Annotated in this window: 17 protein-coding genes; all 17 read left to right on the top strand. The window is 62.4% G+C overall.

Translation table 11 applies throughout. The annotated features are described in order from the left end of the window. Window position 1 precedes the first annotated feature (1 nt). The 17 genes from ACZ92H_RS24005 to ACZ92H_RS23925 all read left to right on the top strand — a co-directional run bounded on the left by ACZ92H_RS24005 (window position 2) and on the right by ACZ92H_RS23925 (window position 17383). Entirely contained in the window at window positions 2–1243 is a 1242-nt protein-coding gene (locus ACZ92H_RS24005) for an RNA polymerase sigma factor (protein WP_465051274.1), read from the top strand. Between the two features lie 29 nt (window positions 1244–1272). Next, window positions 1273–2007, top strand: coding sequence for a bifunctional demethylmenaquinone methyltransferase/2-methoxy-6-polyprenyl-1,4-benzoquinol methylase UbiE (gene ubiE, locus ACZ92H_RS24000; protein WP_034753359.1), 735 nt, complete (start codon window positions 1273–1275; stop codon window positions 2005–2007). A gap of 34 nt (window positions 2008–2041) precedes the next feature. Next, window positions 2042–2989 carry a Tim44 domain-containing protein gene (locus ACZ92H_RS23995; RefSeq protein ID WP_465051275.1) on the top strand — a complete coding sequence of 316 codons (948 nt, stop codon included), beginning with the start codon at window positions 2042–2044 and terminating at the stop codon, window positions 2987–2989. A gap of 150 nt (window positions 2990–3139) precedes the next feature. Beyond that, window positions 3140–3778 (top strand): ubiquinone biosynthesis accessory factor UbiJ, encoded by a 639-nt coding sequence (locus ACZ92H_RS23990; RefSeq protein WP_465051276.1) that lies wholly within the window; start codon window positions 3140–3142, stop codon window positions 3776–3778. Then, window positions 3775–5346, top strand: coding sequence for a ubiquinone biosynthesis regulatory protein kinase UbiB (ubiB, locus tag ACZ92H_RS23985; protein ID WP_131375719.1), 1572 nt, complete (start codon window positions 3775–3777; stop codon window positions 5344–5346). Before ACZ92H_RS23990 ends, ubiB begins: the two co-directional genes overlap by 4 nt. Window positions 5347–5365: 19 nt before the next feature. Further along, entirely contained in the window at window positions 5366–5968 is a 603-nt protein-coding gene (locus ACZ92H_RS23980; RefSeq protein ID WP_465051277.1) for a methyltransferase, read from the top strand. Window positions 5969–6059: 91 nt separating this feature from the next. Continuing rightward, window positions 6060–6368 (top strand): FmdB family zinc ribbon protein, encoded by a 309-nt coding sequence (locus ACZ92H_RS23975; protein WP_131375723.1) that lies wholly within the window; start codon window positions 6060–6062, stop codon window positions 6366–6368. 37 nt (window positions 6369–6405) lie between these two features. Next, the gene (locus ACZ92H_RS23970) at window positions 6406–7029 is read left to right on the top strand and encodes a DUF502 domain-containing protein (protein WP_131375725.1); all 624 of its coding nucleotides are present in this window, start codon (window positions 6406–6408) and stop codon (window positions 7027–7029) included. A 62-nt stretch (window positions 7030–7091) separates the two neighbouring features. Continuing rightward, complete coding sequence (gene aspS / locus ACZ92H_RS23965; protein WP_465051278.1) at window positions 7092–8894, top strand: aspartate--tRNA ligase; 1803 nt, start codon at window positions 7092–7094, stop codon at window positions 8892–8894. A gap of 87 nt (window positions 8895–8981) precedes the next feature. After that, entirely contained in the window at window positions 8982–9446 is a 465-nt protein-coding gene (nudB, locus tag ACZ92H_RS23960) for a dihydroneopterin triphosphate diphosphatase (RefSeq protein ID WP_465051279.1), read from the top strand. Between the two features lie 19 nt (window positions 9447–9465). Next, window positions 9466–9759, top strand: a complete 294-nt coding sequence (locus tag ACZ92H_RS23955) for a hypothetical protein (protein ID WP_465051280.1) — start codon at window positions 9466–9468, stop codon at window positions 9757–9759. Window positions 9760–9844: 85 nt separating this feature from the next. Beyond that, complete coding sequence (locus tag ACZ92H_RS23950; RefSeq protein ID WP_131375731.1) at window positions 9845–10666, top strand: endonuclease/exonuclease/phosphatase family protein; 822 nt, start codon at window positions 9845–9847, stop codon at window positions 10664–10666. A 9-nt stretch (window positions 10667–10675) separates the two neighbouring features. Then, on the top strand, window positions 10676–11839 hold the full coding sequence (gene clsB / locus ACZ92H_RS23945) for a cardiolipin synthase ClsB (protein WP_465051281.1): 1164 nt from the start codon (window positions 10676–10678) through the stop codon (window positions 11837–11839). Beyond that, window positions 11836–12225 carry an RNA-binding S4 domain-containing protein gene (locus tag ACZ92H_RS23940; RefSeq protein WP_465051282.1) on the top strand — a complete coding sequence of 130 codons (390 nt, stop codon included), beginning with the start codon at window positions 11836–11838 and terminating at the stop codon, window positions 12223–12225. Before clsB ends, ACZ92H_RS23940 begins: the two co-directional genes overlap by 4 nt. Before the next feature lie 259 nt (window positions 12226–12484). Then, window positions 12485–13087, top strand: a complete 603-nt coding sequence (locus ACZ92H_RS23935; RefSeq protein WP_465051334.1) for a TetR/AcrR family transcriptional regulator — start codon at window positions 12485–12487, stop codon at window positions 13085–13087. Window positions 13088–13166: 79 nt separating this feature from the next. Beyond that, complete coding sequence (locus ACZ92H_RS23930; protein ID WP_131375737.1) at window positions 13167–14957, top strand: acyl-CoA dehydrogenase C-terminal domain-containing protein; 1791 nt, start codon at window positions 13167–13169, stop codon at window positions 14955–14957. Window positions 14958–14971: 14 nt separating this feature from the next. Then, the gene (locus ACZ92H_RS23925; protein WP_465051283.1) at window positions 14972–17383 is read left to right on the top strand and encodes a 3-hydroxyacyl-CoA dehydrogenase/enoyl-CoA hydratase family protein; all 2412 of its coding nucleotides are present in this window, start codon (window positions 14972–14974) and stop codon (window positions 17381–17383) included. Window positions 17384–17437 lie beyond the last annotated feature (54 nt).

Here is a 17437-nt window from a genome sequence, read left to right as displayed (position 1 = left end):
CGTGGACGGCGACGCCCTTGCGGCCGTCGAGCACGTCTTCCGCCAGGAAAAGGGCAGGGTGCTGGCGGGCCTGATGCGGCGCTTCGGCGACCCGGGCCTGGCGGAAGACGTGCTGCAGGAAGCGTGCCGCAAGGCACTGGAATGCTGGCCGCGAGCGGGCGTGCCCGACAATCCCGCCGCCTGGCTGACATCCGTGGCGCGCCATGCGGCGCTCGACCACCTGCGCCGGGCGGGCAAGAGCGTGCCGGACGCCGATGCCGTGCTGTCCCGTTTGCAGGCCGGGCCAGCAGTTGACACGCAGCCCATCGAGGACGACCGCTTGCGCCTGCTGTTCATCTGCTGCCATCCCGCGCTGGCGCCCGAAGCGCAGGTGGCGCTGGCTTTGCGCACCCTGTGCGGCTTGTCCACGGCCGAGATCGCGCGCGCCTTCGCCTTGCCGGAAGCGACCCTGTCGCAGCGCCTGCTGCGCGCCAAACGCAAGATCGCCGAGGCGCGCATCCCTTTCGAGTTGCCGCCAGCGCAAGACTGGCCGCTGCGGCTGGCGCAGGTGCTGCACGTGATTTACCTCGTCTTCAGCGAAGGCTATTGCGCCAGCGGCGGCGCGTCCTTGCTGCGCGCCGACCTGTGCGCGGAGGCGCTGCGCCTGGCGCGCCTGCTCGACAGCCTGCTGCCGGACCAGGCGGAAGTGCAGGGCTTATTGGCCTTGCTGCTGTTGCAAGCGTCGCGCGGCCCGGCCCGGCTGTCGCCGGAAGGTCACTTGCTGACCCTGGAAGAGCAGGACCGCCGCCTGTGGCAGGGCGGGCTGATTGCCGAAGGCCTGGCCGTGCTGGCGCAGGCGCTGGCAGGGCGGGCGCCCGGGCCGTATCAGTTGCAGGCCGCCATTGCCGCCTTGCACGCCAAGGCCCCCACGGCAGGGCAGACGGACTGGCGGCAAATCCATCTGCTGTATGGCGCCTTGCTGCGGCACAAGCCGGAACCGCTGGTTTTGCTCAATGCCGTGATTGCCTGCGCCATGGCGCATGGCGCCGGACACGGCCTGGCGTGGCTGGCACGCCTGGAAGCGTTGCCCGGCCTGGCCAGCTCGCACTATCTGCACGCGGCCCGGGCCGACCTGCTGCGCCGCCAGGGCGACCGCGCGGGGGCGCTGGCGGCGTATGCGCAAGCCGCCTCCCTGGCGTCGAATGCGGTCGAAAGGCAATACCTTCTCCGGCGTCACGGGGAAATGCGCCTGCCGCTTGTATAATGCACTCAAGTTCAAACAGACTGCCTACCATGACCAATACGACCCATTTCGGATACAAAACAGTTGCAGAAGACGACAAGGTGCGCGAAGTCGCCAAGGTGTTCCATTCCGTCGCTGCCAAATACGACGTGATGAACGACTTGATGTCGGGCGGGCTGCACCGTCTGTGGAAGACGTTTACGATTGCCAACGCGGGCGTGCGCCCCGGCTTCAAGGTACTCGATATCGCCGGCGGCACGGGCGACCTGTCGAAGGCCTTTGCCAAGCAGGCGGGCCCGACGGGCGAAGTGTGGCTGACCGATATCAACGAGTCGATGTTGCGCGTGGGCCGCGATCGCCTCTTGAATCGGGGCTTGCTCACCCCCACCTTGTTGTGTGATGCGGAGAAATTGCCGTTCCCGGATAACTATTTTGACCGTGTCAGCGTGGCCTTTGGCCTGCGCAACATGACGCACAAGGATGTGGCGCTGGCGGAAATGCGCCGCGTGCTGAAACCGGGCGGCAAGTTGCTGGTGCTGGAGTTTTCCAAGGTCGCCGCGCCGCTGCAAAAGCCGTACGACCTGTATTCGTTCTCGGTCTTGCCGTGGTTCGGACAGAAAATCGCGGGCGACGCGGAAAGCTATCGTTATTTGGCAGAATCGATCCGCATGCACCCGGACCAGGAAACCCTGAAGACCATGATGGAAACGGCGGGCCTGGAGCGCGTGCAGTACTACAATTTGACGGCAGGCATTGCCGCTTTGCATACCGGCATCAAGATGTAACTCATTCACCACGCCGGTGATTTTAGGAGATGGAATGAAATTGAAAAAATTTATGGTTGGCATGATGTTGGCCGCGACCACGGTATCCATGCTGGGCGAGGCGCTGGCCCGTCCCATGGGCGGTGGCCGTTCGTTTGGCCGCCAGTCGCAAAACGTGGGTCGCCAGGCGCCAGCGCCGGCACCGACGCCCGCGCCGGCTGCCACGCCACGCCAGGCACAACCAGCGCCGGCCCCTGCGCCAGCGCCTGCCGCCAAGGCGCCGAGCCGCTGGAAGGGCTTGCTGGGCGGCGCCCTGCTGGGTCTGGGCCTGGGCGCCTTGCTGTCGCACTTTGGCCTGGGCGGCGCCCTGGCCAGCATGATCAGCACCCTGCTGATGGTGGCTTTGCTGGCAGGCGCGGCCTTCTTCATCTACCGCATGGTGCGCGGCAAGCGTGCCGGCAATCCGAATGCTGGCAACGCGCCCTTCGCCGGCTTTGGCGGCAACCAGCCTGCGCCGGCCGGCAACGTGCCCGACATCGGCTCGCGCATTCCACCGCTGCCGCCGCTGCAGCCCGTCTCGTCCGGCGTAGGCCTGGATAAGCCGGTCCCGGCGGCCGCGCCATGGGGCGTGCCAGCCGACTTCGACAAGGAAGCCTTCCTGCGCCATGCGAAAAGCAACTTTATTCGCCTGCAAGCGGCTTGGGACAAGGCGGACGTCAACGACATCCGCGAATTCACGTCGCCGGAAGTGTTCGCGGAACTGCGCATGCAGATCCAGGAACGGGGCGCGCAGCCTGACTTTACGGACGTCGTCACCATCGACGCTGAATTGCTGGGCATTGAAACGAGCGTCAACGATTACCTGGCCAGCGTGAAATTTACTGGCCTGATCCGTTCGGCGCCCGGTGCCGCGGCCGAGCCGTTCGCCGAAGTGTGGAATATGTCGAAACCCGTCAGCGGCAACAGCGGCTGGGTATTGGCAGGCATTCAACAGTTGGGTTAATGATAATTGCTTCCTGAATGGCAGCTTAAGTCCACGGTCAATTCGTGGTGCTTGAGGGAATTTTCCTGCTGAACTGGTAAGATCGAAACCGCCCGCGTTGTTTTACGGGCGGTTTTTTCTTTTTAAGGGCGCACAGCGCGCAAGTACACGATGGCACCACTTTCCGATCTCTCCTTGATGACGCCCGTCATTGCGACCATCAATCACCTGCTGGCGCAGGAGCCGTGGGCGCGCCAGCAATTGGCGCTGCACGCGGGCAAGCTGGCCTGCATCGACACGGGCGCCGTGGCGCTGCGCCTGCGCGTCGACAGCGCCGGCATGCTGGAAACAGCGCCGGCGGACGTGCCCGCCAACGTCACCATCCGCGTGAAATTGTCCGACGTGCCGCTGATCCTGCAAAACCGCGAACGGGCATTTTCTTATGTGAAAATCGAAGGCGATGCCGAATTTGCCAATGCCATTTCGCAACTGAGCAAGGGCTTGCGCTGGGAAGCGGAGCACGACCTGGAAAAGGTGCTCGGCCCGATCCTGGCCACGCGCCTGGCCGCAGGCGCCCGCGATGCCGTCGCCTTCGTGCGGACAAGCCAGCAAAAGCTGGCGGAAAACGTGGCTGAATACTTCCTGGATGAACAGCCCATGCTGATCCGTCCCGCCACCTTGCAAGAGTATTCCGCTGGCGTCACGCGCGTGCGCGATGACGTCGAACGCCTGGCCAAGCGCCTTGCCAGACTGGAAAAGGCGGCCGCCGCCCTCCAGCCGCCGTCCTCCTTACCGGATTTGTCTACATGATATTGAAATTCCTGCGCCTGTTTAAAATCATCCGTGTTTCCATCAAGTACGGCCTGGATGAGATCGCAATTTCTGGTCTGCAAGTTCCCCGCACCGCCAAGCTGATCGATACCCTGATTTTCTGGCGCGACCTGTCCTCGCCGCGCGGCCTGCGCCTGCGCCTGGCGCTGGAAGAGCTGGGACCGATCTTCGTCAAGTTCGGCCAGGTGCTGTCGACGCGCCGCGACCTGATGCCGCCCGACATCGCCGAAGAACTGGCGCGCCTGCAAGACCGGGTGCCGCCGTTCGATTCCGACCTGGCCATCGCGCAGATCACCAAGTCGCTGGGCGCGCACCCGGACCAGCTGTTCGCCCGCTTCGAGCGCGAACCGGTGGCGTCCGCCTCGATCGCCCAGGTGCACTTTGCGACATTGAAAGATGGCAAGGAAGTGGCCGTGAAGGTCTTGCGCCCTGGCATGAAAAAACTGATCGACGAAGATGTGGCGCTGATGCACATCGCCGCCGGCTGGATCAGCCGCCTGTGGGCCGACAGCAAGCGCTTGAAGCCGAAGGAAGTGGTGGGCGAGTTCGACAAATACCTGCACGACGAGCTGGACCTGATGCGCGAAGCGGCCAACGCCAGCCAGCTGCGGCGCAATTTCGCCAATTCGGACTTGCTGCTGGTGCCCGAGATGTACTGGGATTACTGTTCCAGCAGCGTCATCGTGATGGAACGCATGGTCGGCATTCCCGTGTCGCAGATCGACCGCCTGGTGGCGGCCGGCGTGGACTTGCGCAAGCTGTCCAGCGATGGCGTGGAGATTTTCTTCACGCAAGTGTTCCGTGACGGCTTTTTCCATGCGGACATGCATCCGGGCAACATTCTCGTCTCCATCGCGCCCGAATCGTTCGGCCGCTACATTGCCCTGGACTTCGGCATCGTCGGCACCCTGAACGACTACGACAAGGATTATCTGTCGCAAAACTTCCTCGCCTTCTTCCGCCGCGACTACAAGCGCGTGGCCGAAGCGCATATCGAATCGGGCTGGGCGCCGAAAGATACGCGCGTCGATGAGCTGGAAGCGGCCGTGCGCGCCTGCTGCGAGCCGATCTTCGACCGTCCGCTGAAGGACATTTCCTTTGGCCAGGTGTTGCTGCGCCTGTTCCAGACTTCGCGCCGCTTCAACGTGGAAGTGCAGCCGCAACTGGTGCTGCTGCAAAAGACGCTGCTCAATATCGAAGGCCTGGGCCGCCAGCTGGACCCGGAACTGGACTTGTGGCAAACGGCCAAGCCCTACCTGGAAAAATGGATGAGCAACCAGGTGGGGCCGCAAGGTTTCATGGAACGCCTGCGCGCCGAGGCGCCCCGCTACGCGCATATCTTCCCGCAACTGCCGCGCTTGCTACACCAGGCCTTGACGGTGCAGGGCGAACCGCGCGAAAACGATGTGGAACTGCTGAAAGTATTGCTGGCAGAGCAACGCCAGACGAACCGTCTGCTGAGTTTTATCGTGTATTTCGTGGGTGCCTTCGCGCTCGGCGCGCTGGGCTTGCAAGTGTTCATGCGCTGGCATCAATTACCGCTCTAACTGGATCAGGATGTAAGTGATGGCTGACTTCCATACCCGCGACCCGCTGTCGCCCGCCTTCTGGGACGAGCGTTTCGAGAAACAATTCACGCCCTGGGACCAGGGCGGCGTGCCGTCGCGCCTGCGCAGCTTTGTGGCCGGCAGCCCGGCGCCCCTGCGCTGCCTGATTCCTGGCTGCGGCACCGCCCATGAGCTGGTTTTCATGCTGGAGCAAGGCTGGGATGCCACGGCCATCGACTTTTCGCCGGCCGCCGTGGCCGCCGCCCGGGCCCGGCTGGGCGAACGGGCAGGGCAGGTGCAAGAGGCGGATTTCTTTGCCTGGCAGCCCGCTGCGCCGCTGGACCTGATCTATGAACGGGCCTTCCTGTGCGCCATGCCACGGGCCATGTGGCCGCAGGTGGCGCAGCGCTGGGCCCAGCTGCTGGCGCCGGGCGCCATGCTGGCCGGTTACTTTTTCTTTGACGACAATGCCAAGGGGCCGCCGTTTGGTATGTCGCGTGAGAACCTGCAGGAATTGCTGGCGCCGCATTTCGATTGCCTGGCCGACGACGCCGTCGGTGATTCCATCGCCGTCTTCGCCGGCAAGGAGCGCTGGATGAGCTGGCGCCGCCGGGCGGACTGAGCCTGGCAGGCCGGGTGAGCGGGCATTTTCCGCTGGGAATGGCGGAAAAGCTTTATAATTCAGGGTTTTTGATGATTTTCTCGGAGTAGAGATGCCGATTTACGCTTACCGTTGTGACGAGTGTGGTTTTGCCAAGGATGTCTTGCAAAAGATCTCCGATCCAGTACTGACGGTGTGCCTGTCGTGCGGCAAGCCCAGTTTCAAGAAACAATTGACGGCCGCCGGTTTCCAATTGAAGGGCACGGGCTGGTACGCGACCGATTTCCGCGGCGGCACGGCGCCCACCACGGCCATTCCGACGGGCCCGGCCGACAGTGCCAAGCCAGCGCCTGCTGCCGAGAGCGCACCTGCCGCGCCCGCCGCACCGGCGCCTGCAGCCGCTGCGCCGAAAGCGGACTGACACGCGCGCCGCGCCGATCCACTCCACCGAGAAAACGATGCGTAAATATTTTATTACCGGATTGCTGATTTTAGTCCCGCTGGCCATCACCGTCTGGGTACTGAATCTGGTGATCGGCACCCTGGACCAGTCGCTGCTGCTGGTGCCGGAACGTTTCCGTCCGAACTCGCTGTTCGGCTTTGACATTCCCGGCCTGGGCACGATACTGACGATACTCATCGTTTTCCTGACGGGACTGCTGACGAATAACCTGGTCGGCAATTACGTGGTGAAACTATGGGAAAAGTTGCTGCATCGCATACCCATCGTCAATTCCCTGTATTCGAGCGTCAAGCAAGTGTCGGATACCTTGTTTTCCTCGTCGGGCAATGCTTTCCGCAAGGCAGTGCTGGTGCCATATCCGCACCAGAATTCCTGGACCATCGCTTTCCTGACCGGCGTGCCGGGCGGCGATGCGGCGAACCACCTGGTGGGAGATTACGTCAGCGTGTACGTGCCGACGACACCCAACCCCACGTCGGGCTTCTTCCTGATGATGAAGCGCAGCGATGTGGTCGAGCTGGACATGAGCGTCGATGCGGCGCTCAAGTACATCGTCTCGATGGGCGTAGTGGCGCCTGCGGAAGTTGTCGCTGTAACGGCCCCGGCAGCCAAAGAATAAAGGCAGGCGTCCCGCGGGGACGTGGCCGGATTGAACACTCACTAACCTGAACTGAGAATTTTATGTCTATGCGTACTGAATATTGCGGCCTCGTTACCGAAGCCATGCTGGGACAAACCGTCAGCCTGTGCGGCTGGGTACATCGCCGCCGCGACCACGGCAGCCTGATCTTCATCGACTTGCGCGACCGCGAAGGCCTGGTGCAAATCGTCTGCAACCCGGAACAGGCGGAGATGTTCAAGGTCGCCGAAGCCGTGCGCAATGAATTCTGCCTGCGCGTGACGGGCGTCGTGACCAGCCGTATCGACGGCACCATCAACAACAACCTGAAATCGGGCAAGATCGAAGTGGTCTGCTCGGAACTGGAAGTGCTGAACCCTTCCGTGCCCGTGCCGTTCCAGCTGGACGACGACAACCTGTCGGAAACGACGCGTCTGACGCACCGCGTGCTGGACCTGCGCCGCCCGCAAATGCAAAACAACCTGCGCCTGCGCTACAAGGTGACGATGGAAGTGCGCAAGTATCTCGACGCGCTGGGCTTCATCGACATCGAAACGCCGATGCTGACCAAGTCGACGCCAGAAGGCGCCCGCGACTATCTGGTGCCGTCGCGCGTCAACGCCGGCAGCTTCTTCGCCTTGCCGCAATCGCCACAGTTGTTCAAGCAACTGTTGATGGTCGCTAACTTCGACCGTTACTACCAGATCACCAAGTGCTTCCGCGACGAAGACTTGCGCGCTGACCGCCAGCCGGAATTCACGCAGATCGACTGCGAAACCTCGTTCCTGACGGAACAGGAAATCCGCGACCTGTTCGAAGACATGATCCGCGTCGTTTTCAAGAACACCCTGGACATCGACCTGCCGAACCCGTTCCCGGTCATGGACTTCGCCGAAGCGATGGGCCTGTACGGTTCCGACAAGCCGGACATGCGCGTCAAGCTGTCCTTCACGGACTTGACCGAAGTCATGAAAACGGTCGAGTTCAAGGTCTTCAACGGCGCCGCCAACATGCCGAACGGCCGCGTGGTTGCCTTGCGCATTCCAGGCGGCGGCAGCATGCCACGCTCGGAAATCGACGCCTACACCCAGTTCGTCGCCATCTACGGCGCCAAGGGCCTGGCGTACATCAAGGTCAACGAGAAAGCCAAGGGTCCGGAAGGCCTGCAGTCGCCGATCGTCAAGTTCCTGCCTGCCGACGTGCTGGCCACCATCCTCGAGCAGACGGGCGCGCAAGACGGCGACCTGATCTTCTTCGGTGCCGACAAGGCGAAAGTGGTCAACGACGCCATCGGCGCGCTGCGCGTGAAGATCGGCCACAGCGAATTCGGCAAGAAAGCCGGCCTGTTCGACGACGTGTGGAAGCCATTGTGGGTGGTGGACTTCCCGATGTTCGAGCACGATGAAGAAGCGGACCGCTGGACGGCGACCCACCATCCGTTCACGGCACCGAAAGACGGCCATGAAGACATGCTGGAAACCAATCCGGGCGCCTGCATCGCCAAGGCCTATGACATGGTCCTGAACGGCTGGGAACTGGGCGGCGGTTCGATCCGTATCCACCGCGAAGAAGTGCAGTCGAAAGTGTTCCGCGCATTGAAGATCGATGCCGAAGAAGCGCAGCTGAAGTTCGGCTTCCTGCTCGACGCCCTGCAATACGGCGCGCCGCCGCATGGCGGCCTGGCATTCGGCCTGGACCGTATCGTGACCATGATGACGGGTTCCGAATCGATCCGCGACGTGATCGCCTTCCCGAAGACCCAGCGCGCGCAAGATTTGCTGACCCATGCGCCGTCGGAAGTGGACGAGAAGCAACTGCGCGAACTGCACATCCGCTTGCGCAGCGCCGAGCCAAAAGTAGTGTAATGAAGCATGCGGCTGCCCAGGCAGCCGCTACCGTTTTACTTGCTGGGGCAAAAAAAGGCGCTGCGAGGCGCCTTTTTCATTCTTGATATGAGCCATAAAATTCCCGTTTCCGTGCTGGTCGTCATCCATACGGCCGATCTGGAGGTCTTGCTGATCGAGCGCGCGGGCCAGCCTGGCTTCTGGCAATCCGTGACGGGTTCCGTCGACGCCATCGACGAGCCGCTGCTGCAAACGGCCGCGCGCGAATTGTGCGAGGAAACCGGCATCGTCGCCGATGGCGAGCAGATCGTGCTGCGCGACTGGCAGCTGGCCAACTTGTACGAGATTTACCCGATCTGGCGCCACCGCTACGCGCCCGGCGTGACGCGCAACACGGAGCACGTATTCAGCGTGCAAGTGCCGCGCGACATCGCCATCACCCTGAGCCCGCGCGAACATTCGCGCTACGCGTGGCTGCCGTACCTGGCGGCGGCGGACCAGTGTTTTTCGTCTTCCAATGCGGAAGCCATCCTGCAATTGCCGGCCCTGAGCGGCCTGGCACGCACTTCCTGACTTCTTGAGAAAGCATTCCATGTTGAACTGGATTCATTTGACCACGCAGCAAAAACTGCTGGGCACCCTGGGCATCGTTTTCTGCCTGTGCTTTATCTTCCTGCTGTTCAGCTCCACTGTGCCCGGCCGCACGCCGCCGATCGGCATGCCATTGATGGCCATCGGCTGGCTGCTGCACCCGGGCGCGTTTGCCCCGGGCCGGCGCACGGTGGCGTGGCGCGGCGCGCCCTTGCTGGTGAAAATCGTCTGGGCGGCCGGCATCACGGCCCTGATCGTCAGCGTGACGGCGGGCGTGGGCCGCATGCTGGCCTGATGGCGATCGTGATTGTGGTCGTTTAGGTGCGCACGCGCACCTATGCCGGCGCCGCGCGGGGCCGGTCTGGGAGTAGAATCAATGCATGAAAATCCGCGTAGCAACTTATAATATACACAAGGGCGTCTCCTCCGTGCGGGGCTTGCCCAGGGTTCATGCATTGAAGCAGGCGATCGCCCTCTTCAATGCTGATGTTGTTTTTTTGCAAGAGGTGCAGGGCAAGCACGACCGCAATGCGGCCCGCTATGGCGCCGAGAAAAACGGCCACAAGCATTGGCCGGAAGCGTCGCAGCATGAATTCTTTGCCGGCGCCGAGCACCATTCCGCGTATGGCATGAATGCCGTGTATGACCATGGCCACCATGGCAACGCCTTGCTCAGCAAATTCCCCATCGCTTCGCAAACCAATCACGACGTGTCCGACCATGCCTACGAACAGCGCGGCATCCTGCATTGCGTGCTCAAGACGCCGCAGGCCGACGTGCATTGCTACGTGGTGCACCTGGGTTTGTTCGAATCGGGACGGGGGCGCCAGACGCAGGCGCTGATCGATGCCGTCATGGAATCGGCGCCGAATGGCGAACCCGTCATCATTGCGGGCGACTTCAACGACTGGCGCAACACGCTCAGCGACAAGCTGCGCAATGCGCTGGGCGTGGTGGAAGTGTTCGACCAGCGCGCCTCGAACTCGGCCCTGGGCGACCTCGTGCGCACCCTGGCGCGGCGCCAGACGAAGCCCCCCGTGCCCGTGCCGGCGCGTACCTTTCCCGCCGCCTTGCCGTGGTTTCGCCTGGACCGCATCTATGTGCGCGGTTTCCACGTGGAAGGGGCGCAAGTGATGCACGGCACCCTGTGGGCAAAACTGTCGGACCACGCGCCGATAGTTGCTGCTTTGAAACTCGCGTAGACTGCCGGCATGCGCACAGTCAATTTCATCGCCCACAACGACATCCGGCTGCTGTATTGCGGCACCGATTACTTCCCCGCCTTGATTGCCGCCATCGATGGCGCGCGCGCGGAAGTCTATTTCGAAACCTATATCTTTGCCGATGACGCCACGGGCACGCTGGTGCTCGATGCCCTGAAGCGTGCCGCCGCGCGCGGCGTGCTGGTGTGCATGATCACGGACTGGTTCGGCACGGGCAACCGCCGGGTCAATGCCATGCATGCGCAGCTGGAAGCGGCAGGCGTGCACCACCGCATCTTCAACCCGTGGTTCCGGCGCGGCATCACGCGCACGCACCGCAAGATCTGCGTGGCCGATGGCGAGATCGCCCTGGTGGGTGGCATCAATATCAACGACGACATGTTTTGCGACTACGACCACAACATCAGCCTGGAAGCGCCGCGCTGGGACTTCGCCGTGCAGGTGAAAGGGCCGCTGGTCGACGCCATCCACGAGGAGGTGCAGGCGCAGTGGGCGCGCTTGGGCAAGATGAACCTGGTGCGGCGCATCAAGCTGTACCGCAAGATGCGCGTGGTCAGCAAGGAGCTGGCGAAAAATCCCGTGGTGGCCGGCTTCGTCGTGCGCGACAACCTGCGCAACCGCCGCACCATCCAGCGCGCCTACCTGCAGGCGCTGGGCCAGGCGAGGAAAAGCGTGATGCTGGCCAATCCGTACTTCGCGCCCGGGCACAAGCTGCGCCGCGCGCTGGCCCAGGCGGCCCAGCGGGGCGTGGACGTGGTCTTGCTGATCGGCGTGGGCGAGTTCCGCATGCAGGATGCCGTGGCGCACTCGTTTTATCCGAAGCTGCTGGCCGCCGGCGTGAAAATCGTCGAATACCGCAAGACGCAGCTGCACGCCAAGGTGGCCGTCGTCGACGATGACTGGGCGACGGTCGGTTCGAGCAACATCGATGCGCTGAGCCTGTTCCTGAACCAGGAAGCGAACGTGGTCATCAAGGACGTGGCCTTCGCGCAAAGCTTGCGCCAGCATATCGAGCAGGGCGTGGCGGACGGCATCGTCATTCACCAGGATGATTTCAAGCACATCGGCCGCTTCCGGCGCATCGGCTATGAAGCCGCCTTCCTCGTGTACCGGCTGGTGATGCGCATTTTTTCAGTAGGCAAGTACGCATGAGCGAGATGACAACGGTAAGGCTGGACAAATGGCTGTGGGCGGCGCGCTTCTTCAAGACGCGCTCCCTGGCCAGCGAAGCCGTCGACACGGGCAAGGTAAAGGTGGGCGGCGAACGCGTGAAACCGGCGCGCAGCGTGCGCGTGGGCGACGAGCTGGCCATCGACAATGGCGCGGAAACGTGGGAAGTGGCCGTGCTGGGCCTGTCCGACAAGCGCGGCGCGGCGCCCGTGGCGCGCTTGCTGTATGCGGAAACGCCGGCCAGCATCGCCCGCCGCGAACAGCTGGCGGAGGAGCGCAAGCTGTTCCGCGAGCCGGGCAGTACCATCAAAGGGCGGCCGACCAAGCGCGACCGCCGTCAACTGAGCAAGGCCGGCGGCCTCGACTGAGGTAAACCGCGGGCGGTGCAGGCGGGGTAAATCTCGCCCTTGCCGCCCTGAAAGCATCATCCGGAACGCAGGCAAACAATGCTGCGCTGCACCAATAGAACACCGGCTCTAAAGTTCCCGTTTGACTTTTACGTGGTAGTGGATAATAGTACGAGCGTTCGGATTTTTTCGGGGCGTGCTTTTTTTTACCCGCGCTCCCATCCGCCAGATCGGCAACATCACTTTGAGAACGGACCTCTTGAATACTTCAGTCAAATTCATGCGCAAGGGCGAACTGACCCGTGCAGCCATCCTCGACGTGGCGCTGGACCTGTCCAGCCGCGACGGCCTGGAAGGCCTGACCATCGGTTTGCTTGCGGACAAAATGAACATGAGCAAGTCGGGCGTGTTTGCCCACTTTGGTTCGCGCGAAGACTTGCAGATGGAAGTGCTCAAGCTCTACCACTATCGTTTCGAGCAAGAAGTCTTTTTCCCCAGCATGAAAGAACCACGCGGCATCCAGCGCCTGCAATCGATGTTTGCGCGCTGGGTCAAGCGGGTCAGCGTGGAAATCGCTTCCGGCTGCATCTATATCAGCGGCGCCGTCGAATATGACGACCGTCCCGGTCCCATCCGCGAGGCCTTGGTGGCCATGGTGCGGGCCTGGCAGGGCGCGCTGCTGCGCTGTGTCGAGCAATCGATCGCCACGGGCGACCTGAAAGCGGATACGGACGCGCAGCAGCTGGTGTACGAGATGTATGGCCTGATCCTGGCCCTGCATCACGATGCGCGCTTCCTGCGCGTGCCGGGCAGCATCGAACGGGCGCAAGCGGGCTTTGTCCGCCTGCTGGCGTCGTACCAGAATTCAGTCACAAGCCAATAAGCCGTCAGGCAGTATCCGCAGCAACGCACACGCAGTTCACAAGTACAACACTTTAGCTAAACGCCTTCAGGAGAAAATTATGGGTCAATACGTCGCGCCAATCCGGGATATGCAATTCGTCCTGCATGAATTCCTGCAAGTGGAAGAAGAACTGAAGCAAATGCCGTCGTACGCCGACGTCGATGCCGACATCATCAACCAGGTGCTGGAAGAGGGCGGCAAGTTCACCTCCGAGGTACTGTTCCCGTTGAATCACTCCGGCGACCGCGAAGGCTGCCATCACGATCCCGTCACGAAAAACGTCACCACGCCGAAAGGCTTCAAGGAAGCCTACAAGCAGTACGTCGAAGGCGGCTGGGCGGCACTGGCCTGCGATCCGCAATACGGCGGCCAGGGCTTGCCTGTCGTGCTGAACAATTCGTTCTATGAAATGCTGAACTCGTCGAACCAGGCCTGGTCCATGTACCCTGGCCTGTCGCACGGCGCCTACGAGTGCCTGAAGGAACATGGCACCGACCACCAGAAGGAAGTCTACCTGCCGAAGCTGGTGTCGGGCGAATGGACGGGCACCATGTGCCTGACCGAACCGCACTGCGGCACCGACCTGGGCCTGCTGCGCTCGAAAGCGCTGCCGGAAGCGGACGGTTCCTGGACCATCACCGGCAACAAGATCTTCATCTCGGCCGGCGAGCACGACATGGCGGAAAACATCCTGCACCTGGTGCTGGCCCGCGTGCCGGACGCGCCGGAAGGCTCGAAAGGCATCTCGCTGTTCCTGGTGCCGAAATTCCTGCCGAACGCCGACGGCACGCCAGGCGAGCGCAACCCGATCACCTGCGGCGCCATCGAAGAAAAAATGGGCATCCACGGCAACTCGACCTGCCAGATGAATCTGGACGGCGCGAAAGGCTGGATCATCGGCCAGCCGAACAAGGGCCTCAACGCCATGTTCGTCTTCATGAACGCGGCCCGCCTGGGCGTGGGCATGCAGTCGCTGGGCCTGACGGAAATCGCCTACCAGAACGCGCTGATCTACGCCAAGGACCGCACGCAAATGCGTTCGCTGTCCGGCATCAAGAACCCGGAACTGCCGGCCGACCGCATCATCGTGCACCCTGACGTGCGCCGCATGCTGCTGACGGGCAAGGCCTACGCCGAAGGCGCGCGCGCCTTTACCTCCTACGTGGCGCTGCAGATCGACCGCGAACTGCACCACCCTGACGCCGACGTGCGCAAGGAAGCGGCCGACGAAGTGGCGCTGCTGACGCCCGTCATCAAGGCCTTCATCACCGACAACGCCTGGATCGCCACCTCGGACGCGATGCAAGTGTTCGGCGGCCACGGCTACATTGCGGAATGGGGCATGGAGCAGTATGTGCGCGACGCGCGCATCAACATGATCTACGAAGGCACCAACACGATCCAGTCGCTGGACCTCCTGGGCCGCAAGATCCTCGGCGACAACGGCGCCAAGCTGCGCAAGTTCGGCGAAAAGATCAAGGCTTTCGTCGAAGACAACGGCACCGATGAAGCGATGAGCGAATTCGTCACGCCACTGGGCGACCTGGGCGACAAAGTCACCAAGCTGACCATGGAAATCGGCATGAAGGCATTCCAGAATCCGGACGAAGTGGGCGCGGCATGCGTGCCTTACCTGCGCGTCGTCGGCCACATGATCTACAGCTACCTGTTCGCGCAGATGGCCAAGATCGCCCTCGAAAAAGAGTCCAGCGGCGACACCTTCTACACCGCCAAACTGGCTACCGCACGTTTCTACTTCGCCCGCTTGCAGCCTGAAACGGCAACCCTGATCCGTCAGGCGCGCTCCGGTTCGGCCAACCTGATGGCACTCGACGCAGACCTGTTCTAAGACTTGAGGAAAATATGACCAATTTCATCGTTAAAAAAGTAGCCGTCCTCGGCGCCGGCGTGATGGGCGCGCAGATCGCCGCCCATTGCATCAACGCGAAAGTGCCGGTCGTGCTGTTCGACCTGCCGGCCAAGGAAGGCCCGAAGAATGGCATCGTGCTGCGCGCCATCGAGAACCTGAAAAAGCTGTCGCCTGCGCCGCTGGGCAACAAGGACGACGCCGCGCTGATCCAGGTCGCCAACTACGAAGACAACCTGGACCTGCTGGCCGGTTGCGACCTGATCATCGAAGCCATTGCCGAGCGCATGGACTGGAAACATGACCTGTATCAAAAGGTTGCGCCGCATATCGCGCCGAACGCGATCTTCGCCTCGAACACTTCCGGCCTGTCGATCAACAAGCTGGCCGACGGTTTCGACGAGGCCCTGAAAGCGCACTTCTGCGGCGTGCACTTTTTCAATCCTCCACGCTATATGCACCTGGTGGAACTGATCCCGACGACGTCGACGAAGCCGGAAATCCTCGACCAGCTCGAAGCCTTCCTGACGACGACGCTGGGCAAGGGCGTCGTGCGCGCCAAGGATACGCCGAACTTCATCGCCAACCGCGTCGGCATCTTCGGCATGCTGGCGACGATGCATGAAGCGGAAAAATTCGGCCTGTCCGTGGACGTCGTCGATGACCTGACCGGCGCCAAGCTGGGCCGCGCCAAGTCGGGCACCTTCCGCACGGCGGACGTGGTCGGCCTGGACACCATGGGCCATGTGATCAAGACCATGCAGGACAACCTGGCGGACGATCCTTTCTTCAGCGTGTACAAGACGCCGGCGGTGCTGGCGTCGCTGGTCGAAAAAGGCACCCTGGGCCAGAAGAGCGGCGCGGGCTTCTACAAGAAGGTCGGCAAGGAGATCCAGCGCCTGGACTTCGCCACCGGCGACTACGTGACCGGCGGCGGCAAGGCTGCCGACATCATTGCCCGCATCCTGAAGGAAAAGGACCCGGTCAAGAAGATGAAGGCGCTGCGCGAATCGACCAACCCGCAAGGCCAGTTCCTGTGGGCGATCTTCCGCGACGCTTTCCACTACATCGCCATCCACCTGGACACCGTGGCCGACAACGCGCGCGACATCGACTTCGCCATGCGCTGGGGCTTCGGCTGGAACGTGGGTCCGTTTGAAACGTGGCAGGCATCGAACTGGCTGCAAGTGGCGAACTGGGTCAAGGAAGACATCGACGCCGGCAATGCGCTGTGCAACGCGCCTTTGCCAGCGTGGGTCTTCGAAGGTCCGGTCGCTGAAAAAGGCGGCGTGCACACGCCGGAAGGTTCGTACTCCGCCGTGTCGAACAGCTTCGTGCCCCGTTCGACCCTGTCCGTGTATGACCGCCAGCCGTTCCGCGCGCCCGTTTTTGGCACCAACTTGGGCAGCGGCGCTGCCGACCCCAAGACCGCCGGCACCACCGTCTTCGAAGACGAATCCGTGCGCGTCTGGCATACGGGCGACGACGTCCTGATCATCTCGTTCAAGACCAAGATGCACGTGATCGGCGAAGGCGTGATCAATGGCCTGAAACTGGCATTGGCCGAAGCCGAGAAAAACTTCAAGGGCCTGGTGATCTGGCACGCCGACGCGGCCGAAGGCGGTGCCTTCTCGGCCGGCGCCGACCTGCAATCGGCCCTGCCGGCATTCATGCAAGGCGGCGTGAAAGCCGTCGATCCGATCATCGCCGAACTGCAGAATACCTTCATGTCGCTGAAATACGCGAACGTGCCGGTGATCGCCGCGGTGGCTGGCCTGGCGCTGGGCGGCGGTTGCGAGCTGGCGCTGCATGCGTCGAAGCGCGTGGCGTCGATCGAGTCGTATATCGGCCTGGTGGAAGTGGGCGTGGGCCTGATTCCTGCCGGCGGCGGCCTGAAGGAAGCGGCGCAGCGCGCCTACAAGGAAGCCAAGGGCAACGACATCCTGCAATTCCTGAAAACGGGCTTCACCAATGCGGCCACCGCCAACGTGTCGAAATCGGCGCTGGAAGCGAAAAAAATGGGCTACCTGAAGGAAGACGACGTGATCGTGTTCAACGCCTACGAGCTGCTGCACGTGGCCAAGGTGGAAGCGCGCGCCATGTTCGACGCCGGCTTCCGTCCGCAACTGCCGTCGCTGATCCAGGTCACGGGCCGTTACGGCTGGGGCACCATCAAGGCGCAGCTGGTCAACATGCGCGACGGCGGCTTCATTTCGGCGCACGATTTCAAGCTGGGCGAGATGATCGCCGAGATCGTATCGGGCGGCGACGTGGACCAGGGCAGTTTCGTCAGCGAGCAGTGGCTGCTGGATATGGAACGCAAGGCATTCCTGGAGCTGTTGAACCATCCGAAAACCCAGGAACGGATCATGGGCATGATGCAAACCGGTAAACCGGTACGCAACTAAGCACAGCGTCGATGACGATCCTGTCCCTCGTTTTTCAAGTATTACTGCGCGTGA

The organism is Janthinobacterium foliorum (assembly GCF_978021625.1).
This window is presented reverse-complemented; position numbering and strand designations above follow the sequence as displayed.

Bases quoted from the DNA above. Each gene is read 5' to 3' on its own strand.
- ubiE (WP_034753359.1), top strand. From the start codon at position 1,273: ATGACCAATACGACCCATTTCGGATACAAAACAGTTGCAGAAGACGAC.
- ACZ92H_RS23995 (WP_465051275.1), top strand. From the start codon at position 2,042: ATGAAATTGAAAAAATTTATGGTTGGCATGATGTTGGCCGCGACCACG.
- ACZ92H_RS23990 (WP_465051276.1), top strand. From the start codon at position 3,140: ATGGCACCACTTTCCGATCTCTCCTTGATGACGCCCGTCATTGCGACC.
- ubiB (WP_131375719.1), top strand. From the start codon at position 3,775: ATGATATTGAAATTCCTGCGCCTGTTTAAAATCATCCGTGTTTCCATC.
- ACZ92H_RS23980 (WP_465051277.1), top strand. From the start codon at position 5,366: ATGGCTGACTTCCATACCCGCGACCCGCTGTCGCCCGCCTTCTGGGAC.
- ACZ92H_RS23975 (WP_131375723.1), top strand. From the start codon at position 6,060: ATGCCGATTTACGCTTACCGTTGTGACGAGTGTGGTTTTGCCAAGGAT.
- ACZ92H_RS23970 (WP_131375725.1), top strand. From the start codon at position 6,406: ATGCGTAAATATTTTATTACCGGATTGCTGATTTTAGTCCCGCTGGCC.
- aspS (WP_465051278.1), top strand. From the start codon at position 7,092: ATGTCTATGCGTACTGAATATTGCGGCCTCGTTACCGAAGCCATGCTG.
- nudB (WP_465051279.1), top strand. From the start codon at position 8,982: ATGAGCCATAAAATTCCCGTTTCCGTGCTGGTCGTCATCCATACGGCC.
- ACZ92H_RS23955 (WP_465051280.1), top strand. From the start codon at position 9,466: ATGTTGAACTGGATTCATTTGACCACGCAGCAAAAACTGCTGGGCACC.
- ACZ92H_RS23950 (WP_131375731.1), top strand. From the start codon at position 9,845: ATGAAAATCCGCGTAGCAACTTATAATATACACAAGGGCGTCTCCTCC.
- clsB (WP_465051281.1), top strand. From the start codon at position 10,676: ATGCGCACAGTCAATTTCATCGCCCACAACGACATCCGGCTGCTGTAT.
- ACZ92H_RS23940 (WP_465051282.1), top strand. From the start codon at position 11,836: ATGAGCGAGATGACAACGGTAAGGCTGGACAAATGGCTGTGGGCGGCG.
- ACZ92H_RS23935 (WP_465051334.1), top strand. From the start codon at position 12,485: ATGCGCAAGGGCGAACTGACCCGTGCAGCCATCCTCGACGTGGCGCTG.
- ACZ92H_RS23930 (WP_131375737.1), top strand. From the start codon at position 13,167: ATGGGTCAATACGTCGCGCCAATCCGGGATATGCAATTCGTCCTGCAT.
- ACZ92H_RS23925 (WP_465051283.1), top strand. From the start codon at position 14,972: ATGACCAATTTCATCGTTAAAAAAGTAGCCGTCCTCGGCGCCGGCGTG.